Genomic DNA, 6,892 nt, shown 5'->3' on the forward strand with positions numbered 1-6,892 from the left:
GGCGCGGTCGCGCAGGTACTCCGACATCAGGCCACCCTCGGTGATCTTCACCAGGAACGACAGGTGCGGATCGTTGGGGCCGGTGCTGAACGAGTACGACCGGGTCTGCCCGGTGCCGGGCACTGTGATGTTGACGTACTGGCCCGGCAGGAACACCAGCTCGTCGCGGTTCGGGATCTCGACGGTGAACCCGACGGTGCTGTCGGAGAAGCGGCGGATGTCGGTGATCGTCGCCGTGTAGGTCGCCGCCGCGGTCTTCGCGACGTCGGAAGTCGTGGCGATCTGCAGCACGAGGTCCGACTCGGGCGTCATCTGGCACGGCAAGCAATAACCCTGCTCGGCCTCGTCGTCGGTCAGCGCCTCCTCGATGTAGTCGCCGCCGTCGTAGGTGCCGGACTCGCACAGCGCCTTGCAGGTACCGCACGCGCCGTCACGGCAGTCGAGAGGAATGTTGATGCGCGCCTTGTACGACGCGTCGGCGACCGTCTCGTTCGGTCCGCACTTGACGAAGCGGGTCACCCCGTCCTCGAAGCTCAATGCCACCTGGAAACTCACGGCACGGGCCTCCTTTCGTGAATCGGGGGTGGATCAGACGACGTAGACGTCCACGATGTGGTGGATGTAGTCGTTCTTGAGCACGATCTTCTTCTTCTTGATCACCGGCTGGGCGCCCGAGACGTCGAGCGTGACGAACGTCGTGCCGAAATAGGTGTCGGTGGTGTTGTACCGGTAGTACAGCGAGAACCAGTTGTGGCGCAGGTCGATCTCCGTGCCGCGGCGCTCGAGGATCTCGACGTTGGTGATGTTGTGGCCGGTGCGCGGTTCGGGCAGCGACGTCGCGGACGAGCGGTCGGTGCGGATGCGGAACACCCGGTCCTCGAGGCCGCCCCGGTTGGGGTAGTAGATGAGCGAGATCTCGCGCTGCGGGTCCGTGGTGAGCTCACCGTTGTCGTCCCACGCCGGCATCCAGTACTCGGCCTGCGGGTGGTAGCACTCGAGCCACTTCTCGAACTCGCGGTCGTCGAGGAGACGGGCCTCGCGGTAGAGGAACTGCTCGATGTCGTTCTGGGTCAATTCCATTGCGGTGGTCATGTTCTCGTCTTCCTCAGCGCTCGTTCGCGGCGGTGGACTCGGCGGCGGCCTCGGCCGCGACGGCCTTGCGCATACTGTCGAGCCAGAAGCCGTGCTGGATCGGGTACAGGCCCTCGTCCTCGGTCTTCACCCCGCTCGACAGCACGTTCTTCATGCCGAGGTCGAGCGCGACCTGGTCCGGTCCGTTCAGCTGGTGGGTCGCGCCGCGGCTCAGGTCGTTCCACGGTGCGGCGGTGGCCAGGTAGGTCTTCTGGCAGGACCGGAACTCCTCGAGATCGTCCGGGGTGGCCATACCGGTGGCGTTGAAGAAGTCCTCGTACTGCCGGATGCGGTTGGCGCGGGACTCGGCGCTCTCCCCCTTCGGGGCGATGCAGTAGATGGTGACCTCGGTCTTGTCCACCGAGATCGGCCGGAAATGCCGGATCTGAGACGAGAACTGGTCCATCAGGTACACGTTCGGGTACAGGCACAGGTTGCGCGACGCCCCGACCATGAACTCGGCCTTCTTCTCGCCGAACTCGGCGGCGAGTTCCGCCCGGCGCGGGTAGAGCGGACGGTCCTGCGGGTTGCCCCACCACATCCACAGCAGCAGGTGGCCGTTGTCGAACGAGTGGTAGCCGCCGCCCTGCTTGCCCCAGGTGCCGGCGTCCATCGCCTTGGTCTCGTTGGCCGACTCGCCGGCGGTGCGGCGCGCGGTGGTGGCCGCGTAGTTCCAGTGCGTGGCCGACACGTGGTAGCCGTCGGCGCCGTTCTCGGCCTGCAGCTTCCAGTTCCCGTCGTAGGTGTAGGTCGAGGAGCCGCGCAGCACCTCGAGGCCCTCGGGAGACTGGTCGACGATCATGTCGATGATCTTGGTGGTGTCGCCGAGGTGTTCCTCGAGCGACTTGACGTCGGCGTTCAGGCTGCCGAAGAGGAACCCGCGGTAGCTTTCGAAGCGGGCGACCTTGGTCAGGTCGTGGCTGCCGTCCTTGTTGAACTGTTCCGGGTAGCCGGCGTCGCGCGGGTCCTTGACCTTGAGCAGCTTGCCGTTGTTGCGGAAGGTCCAGCCGTGGAAGGGGCACGTGAACGTCGTGCGGTTGTCGGTCTTGCGGCGGCACAGCATGGCGCCGCGGTGGCTGCACGCGTTGATCAGGCAGTGCAGCTCGCCCTCCTTGTCGCGGCTGATCACGATGGGCTGGCGGCCGATGTAGGTGGTGAAGTAGTCCCCGTTGTTCGGGATCTGGCTCTCGTGCGCGAGGTAGACCCAGTTGCCTTCGAAGATGTGCTTCATCTCCAGCTCGAAGATCTCTTCGTCGGTGAAGATGTTGCGGCGCACCTGGTATCGGCCGGTCTCCGCGTCTTCGACGAGGGCGCCGTCGAGTTCGGCGCGCACGTGGTCCAGGGTCTCGGTCATGGGGATCCTCCAGAAAGGGTGTCGGTCGGCCCCGGATGGCGAGCGGGGCTGTCTCCGCGTTGCCATTCAGACTGCCAGCATGTGGCCGTAGTCACACCAGGCAAATACCTAGGCCTACCTAGGACCCTCGGCAGGAGGGTAAGAGGTCCTCAATCGCCCGGTGCGTCCTTTGGGCTGCCGGGGCAGCCCAAAGGACGCACCGGTCGACTACGCCGCCGAGACGAACTTCTCCCGGTGGATCCGCCGCGGCGACATCCGTCGCCGCTTGAACGCCTTGACGGCGCTGTCGACGAACGCCTCGGAGCCGCAGATGTAGCCGGTGTACTCCTTCGCCGACGCCACATCCTCGACGAACGCGTCGGTCGCGTAGCCCTCGCGGTCGCCGCCGGTCTCGCGACTCAGGCACGTGACCAGCCGGAAGCCCGGGTACTGGCCTTCCCATTCCCGCAGCAGTGCGACGTCGTACAGGTCCTCGGCCGTACGCACCCCGTGGTAGACGGTGATCTCCCGGTGCGGTTCGAGCGCCAGTGCGTGCCGCACGATGCTCTTCATCGGTGCGAGTCCAGTCCCGCCCGCGAGCAGAACCATCGGTCCCGTCGACTCGGCGTCGAAGGTGAAGTCGCCGAACGGTCCCGTGACGTCGACCCGGTCCCCGACCGAGACGGTCCCGAAGATCCATCCGTCGCTGGCCACCCCGCCCGGCCGGCGCCGGATGTGCAGTTCGAGCAGCTTCGGCTCGCTCGGCGGGTTCGCGAGGGAGTACTGCCGCCGGACATCCGTGCCGGGCACCGTCACCTCGACGTACTGCCCCGCCGAGAACTCGAGCGGTGTGTCCAGGGTGAGCAGGACGCGCCGGGTGTCGCGTGCGATGTCGCGGACCTCGGTCACCGTGGCGACGAGATCCCGCAGCACGTGCGTGGCCGCGGTCTGCTCGCCCGCGGGAGGTTCGACGACGGTGTCCGCACCGACGGTCGCCTGGCAGGCCAGGGCGAATCCGTCGGCCCGCTCGGTCGGCGGCAGGGTGTCCTCGGGCGAGGCGTTGTGCTCGACCGAGCCGGAACGGACGCGGATCTTGCACGTGCCGCACGTGCCCTGGTTGCAGGAGTTGGGCATCCACACGCCGCCGCGGAGGAGGGCGTCGAGGACGGTCTGATCGGGTCCGCACGGCACGGTGGTGGTGCCGACGGTGACGGTGTGCTGGGTCATGGCAGTTTCCTGATCGCTCGACGAGGTCAGATTTCCCACGTGACGTGCAGCGCGGTGGGGCCGCGGAAACCCCAGCCCCAGAACTCGACGTCGGCGTCGGTGTCCCGCTCCAGGTTGGGGATGGTCTCGAGCAGCTCCTCGAGCCCGATGCGGCACACGTGGTTGGCGAAGTAGATGCCTGCGCACGCGTGCTTGCCGGCGCCGAACGCCAGGTGCGGCAGCGGGGGACGGGTCAGGTCGTACGCGGTGGGGGCGTCGTACTTGCCGGTGTCGTGGTTGGCCGAGCCGTACGACAGGATCACCACGGTGCCCTCGGCGATGTCGATTCCGGCCACCGTCGTGTCGCGGGTCGCGATGCGCGCGGTCGCGGACCAGATCGGCGACGTCCAGCGCATGCCCTCGGCGATCGCGCGGGGAATCAGATCCGGGTCGTCGACGACGGCCTCGAACTGCTCGGGCCGGGTGAACAGGCCGGCGAGGGTCGAGCCCATCGCGTGGCCCGGCTCCTGCATGGCGCCGAGCAGGAACACGTACAGCGTCGGGTAGATGTAGTCCCGGCCGCGGGTCTGTCCTTCCGGCATGCCGTCGTGCAGCCAGTGCGAGATCGCACTGTCGTCCGGGTGCTCGATCCAATGGTCGATCAGCGGGTCCACGACGGCCTGGATCTCGGCCTTCGCACGGTCGCCGTCCGCGAACCGCTCCTGGTTGGTGAACTCGCCGTTCTCGTCGACCGCGGCATTGGTGAACGACAGCGACAGCCGGTGGAACCAGTCGCGCAGCGTGTCGGAGGAGACGTCCTTCAGGCCGAGCAGGTCGCCGAGCGCGCGGACGCTGACCGGCTCGCAGAACTGGGCCATGAGGTCGGCCCTGCCGTCGGACTCGAAGGCCTCGACGTACCGGCGGGCGATCGGCCGGACCAGGTCGTCGATCCACCGGTCCACCTCGGCCGGCTGCAGCGCCGGCTCGACCATCGAGCGCAGATCCTCGTGGATGTCGCCGTTGACGCCGATGATCGCGGGATGCCCGAAGGTGCGGCCACCGGCGGGCGTGATGACGGCCTCGAAGTCGCCGCTGGTCGCAATGGCGTGGCAGGCCTCGGTGGTCGAGGCGACGTAGGCGCCGAGCACCGGCACGTAGGCGACGGGTGCCTCGGCGCGCAGCCGCTCGTACACGGGGTACGGGTTGCGTTCGAGCTGGGTCATGGTGATCTCGTCGATCCACGAAAGGGTGCTCGTCATGGGTTCTGCTCCTGGATGTGTCGTCGGCCGCGACGCACGCCCGGGTGGGTCGTCGTCGTGTGACCGGGAACATATGACGGGGGTCACGCCGGCGCCGAGACGATGTGCGCGGCGGCTGGACACATCGCGCGACTTTGTGTGATCGGGGTCTCCGATCCGTACCCTCGGGGTGTGAGCACGGCCGAGATCGGAGACTGGGACGCCGCGTCCCGGGCGGTGGCGGACGCGTACTTCCCGCACGAGCTGACCGATCTGTCGGGTACGGACCGGCCCGCGCTGTCGTTGCGGACCGTCGACCTGGGTGGGGTGACCCTCGGACGCCTGCACTGGGGTGCCGACGTCGCGATCGCGTGCGACTATCCCGGCGCGTACGAGGTGAACATCCCGCTCACCGGCCGGCTCGAGTCGCGCGGCAGCCACGGCGAGGTCGTGTCGGCGCCCGGTCAGGCCACCGTGTTCCGGGCCGACACGCCGAGCATGATCACCCGATGGGGCGCAACGTGTTCCGTTCTCGGTGTCAAGTTCGACCGGGACCACCTGGAGCGGGAGGCCGACCGGATCCTCGGTTCGCCGGTGCGCACGAAGCTGGTGCTGCCCGACCAGCTGGACCTGACCGGCCCGGCGAGCGAATGGCACGGGCTGGTACGGGCGCTGTCCGAACAGCTCGACGGCGGCCTGGAGATGGTGAGCAACCCGATCGTCGGTGCCCAGCTCGCCGGGGCGGTCACCGCGGCGTTCGTCCTCGCCGTCTCCCCGCAGGACGGGCCGGCCGCTCCGCCGCGGCCGGGCATGGTCCGCCGCGTCCTCGACGCCCTGAACGACGATCCCGCCCGGGCGTGGACCGCGGCCGACATGGCCGAGCTGGCCGGGACCAGCGTCCGGCGCCTGCAGGAGGCGTTCGCCGACTACGTCGGGGCCAGCCCGTCGGCGTGCCTGCTCGACATCCGGCTCAGCCGCGCGCACCACGACCTGGTTGCCGGCGCCGGGGCGGTCACGGTCGCCGACGTGGCCTACCGGTGGGGTTTCGGTCACCCCGGACGGTTCGCCACGGCGTTCAAGCGGCGCTACGGGACGACGCCGGCGCAGGTGCTGCGCGGCCGGTGACACAGCAGTCCCGGATGTCGACAACCGTCGCGAAGGCTGTCGATGTCCGGGACCGGTGTCGCTGTGGGCCTACCCGACCCAGAACTGCGGGGTGGGCCGGTCGAACGACAACTCCGGGAAGTCGTCGTCGCAGATCGGTACCCGGGCGCGGCGCTCGACGTAGTCGTGGCCGTAGTCGCGCATGTGACCGAGGCACGCGACGGTGTATCCCACGGGATCGGGGTGGGCGGTGGTGGCCGGCCGGAAGAGATTGGGAAAACCGTTCTCCGTCAACGTGATTGCCGTGCACCGCGCACCGTCGCGGCCGTGCAGTGGGAGGGTGCCGTCCCCGTCGACGACGAACTTGGCGCGCGCGACGACGGTCGCTCCGTCGACGATCTCCCAGCGGTGGTCGACCTCGTCGTAGCGGGCGGCGGTGGCCTCGTCCGCCTCCAGCACGGCCAAGCGCACCTCGTCGCGCAGGCGGGTGGCCGCCCGCCGGGAGGCGAAGGAGTGCCCGAGGACCACGGCGTCGAACTCCGGGACCGGGGCGGGGACGACGAACGTCGATGCGGTGGTCATCGCGGCACTCCTTCGCGGGTGGAACGCCGCGCGCGGGCGGCAGGGGATCGCCCGCGCGCGGCAGCTGGGGTTACTTGCGGTAGTAGGCGCTGACGTCGTCGTTGCCGATCAGGTCGGGCACGGTCCAGCCGTCGAGGTCGTACTCGCTCATGAACTGCTCGGCCAGGCCCTTCATGCCGGAGACGATGCCGCGGTTCTCGGCGGCGAACAGCAGCTCGGCCTTGACGTTCTCGTGGTTGCCGGAGTAGTTGCGCTCGTAGAGTTCGTGGCGGCCGCCGAATTCGGAGCCGATCGAGTC

The 6,892-nt window shown here is 68.6% G+C and carries 8 protein-coding genes; 1 reads left to right on the forward strand and 7 read right to left on the reverse strand.

Going from position 1 to position 6,892, the window contains the following annotated elements:
• The 5 genes from OEY_RS0127245 to OEY_RS0127265 form a co-directional block, all read right to left on the reverse strand.
• Positions 1-555, reverse strand: a 555-nt coding sequence (locus OEY_RS0127245) for a 2Fe-2S iron-sulfur cluster-binding protein (RefSeq protein WP_010596892.1), incomplete at its 3' end; no start/stop codon positions are given.
• A 33-nt stretch (positions 556-588) separates the two neighbouring features.
• Positions 589-1,092, reverse strand: a complete 504-nt coding sequence (gene benB / locus OEY_RS0127250) for a benzoate 1,2-dioxygenase small subunit (protein ID WP_003934529.1) — start codon at positions 1,090-1,092, stop codon at positions 589-591.
• Between the two features lie 13 nt (positions 1,093-1,105).
• Positions 1,106-2,485 carry a benzoate 1,2-dioxygenase large subunit gene (gene benA, locus OEY_RS0127255; RefSeq protein ID WP_010596893.1) on the reverse strand — a complete coding sequence of 460 codons (1,380 nt, stop codon included), beginning with the start codon at positions 2,483-2,485 and terminating at the stop codon, positions 1,106-1,108.
• A 207-nt stretch (positions 2,486-2,692) separates the two neighbouring features.
• Positions 2,693-3,691, reverse strand: coding sequence for a 2Fe-2S iron-sulfur cluster-binding protein (locus OEY_RS0127260; RefSeq protein WP_010596894.1), 999 nt, complete (start codon positions 3,689-3,691; stop codon positions 2,693-2,695).
• Positions 3,692-3,717: 26 nt separating this feature from the next.
• Positions 3,718-4,929 carry a cytochrome P450 gene (locus OEY_RS0127265; RefSeq protein ID WP_010596895.1) on the reverse strand — a complete coding sequence of 404 codons (1,212 nt, stop codon included), beginning with the start codon at positions 4,927-4,929 and terminating at the stop codon, positions 3,718-3,720.
• A 138-nt stretch (positions 4,930-5,067) separates the two neighbouring features.
• Here OEY_RS0127265 and OEY_RS0127270 point away from each other — a divergent pair, with 138 nt between their 5' ends.
• A complete protein-coding gene (locus OEY_RS0127270) occupies positions 5,068-6,033 on the forward strand; it encodes an AraC family transcriptional regulator (RefSeq protein ID WP_010596896.1) in 966 nt (321 codons plus the stop codon).
• 69 nt (positions 6,034-6,102) lie between these two features.
• Here the strand turns inward: OEY_RS0127270 and OEY_RS0127275 are convergent, their stop codons facing one another.
• Positions 6,103-6,594, reverse strand: a complete 492-nt coding sequence (locus OEY_RS0127275) for a hypothetical protein (protein ID WP_010596897.1) — start codon at positions 6,592-6,594, stop codon at positions 6,103-6,105.
• Positions 6,595-6,664: 70 nt separating this feature from the next.
• On the reverse strand, positions 6,665-6,892 hold a 228-nt coding region (locus tag OEY_RS0127280), incomplete at its 5' end, for a 4-hydroxyphenylacetate 3-hydroxylase C-terminal domain-containing protein (protein WP_010596898.1).

The sequence above is a fragment of the Rhodococcus sp. P14 genome, from assembly GCF_000256505.1.
GTDB lineage: Bacteria > Actinomycetota > Actinomycetes > Mycobacteriales > Mycobacteriaceae > Rhodococcus > Rhodococcus ruber.

Coding starts and splice junctions, on each gene's coding strand:
- benB (WP_003934529.1), bottom strand. CDS start 1,092: ATGACCACCGCAATGGAATTGACCCAGAACGACATCGAGCAGTTCCTC.
- benA (WP_010596893.1), bottom strand. CDS start 2,485: ATGACCGAGACCCTGGACCACGTGCGCGCCGAACTCGACGGCGCCCTC.
- OEY_RS0127260 (WP_010596894.1), bottom strand. CDS start 3,691: ATGACCCAGCACACCGTCACCGTCGGCACCACCACCGTGCCGTGCGGA.
- OEY_RS0127265 (WP_010596895.1), bottom strand. CDS start 4,929: ATGACGAGCACCCTTTCGTGGATCGACGAGATCACCATGACCCAGCTC.
- OEY_RS0127275 (WP_010596897.1), bottom strand. CDS start 6,594: ATGACCACCGCATCGACGTTCGTCGTCCCCGCCCCGGTCCCGGAGTTC.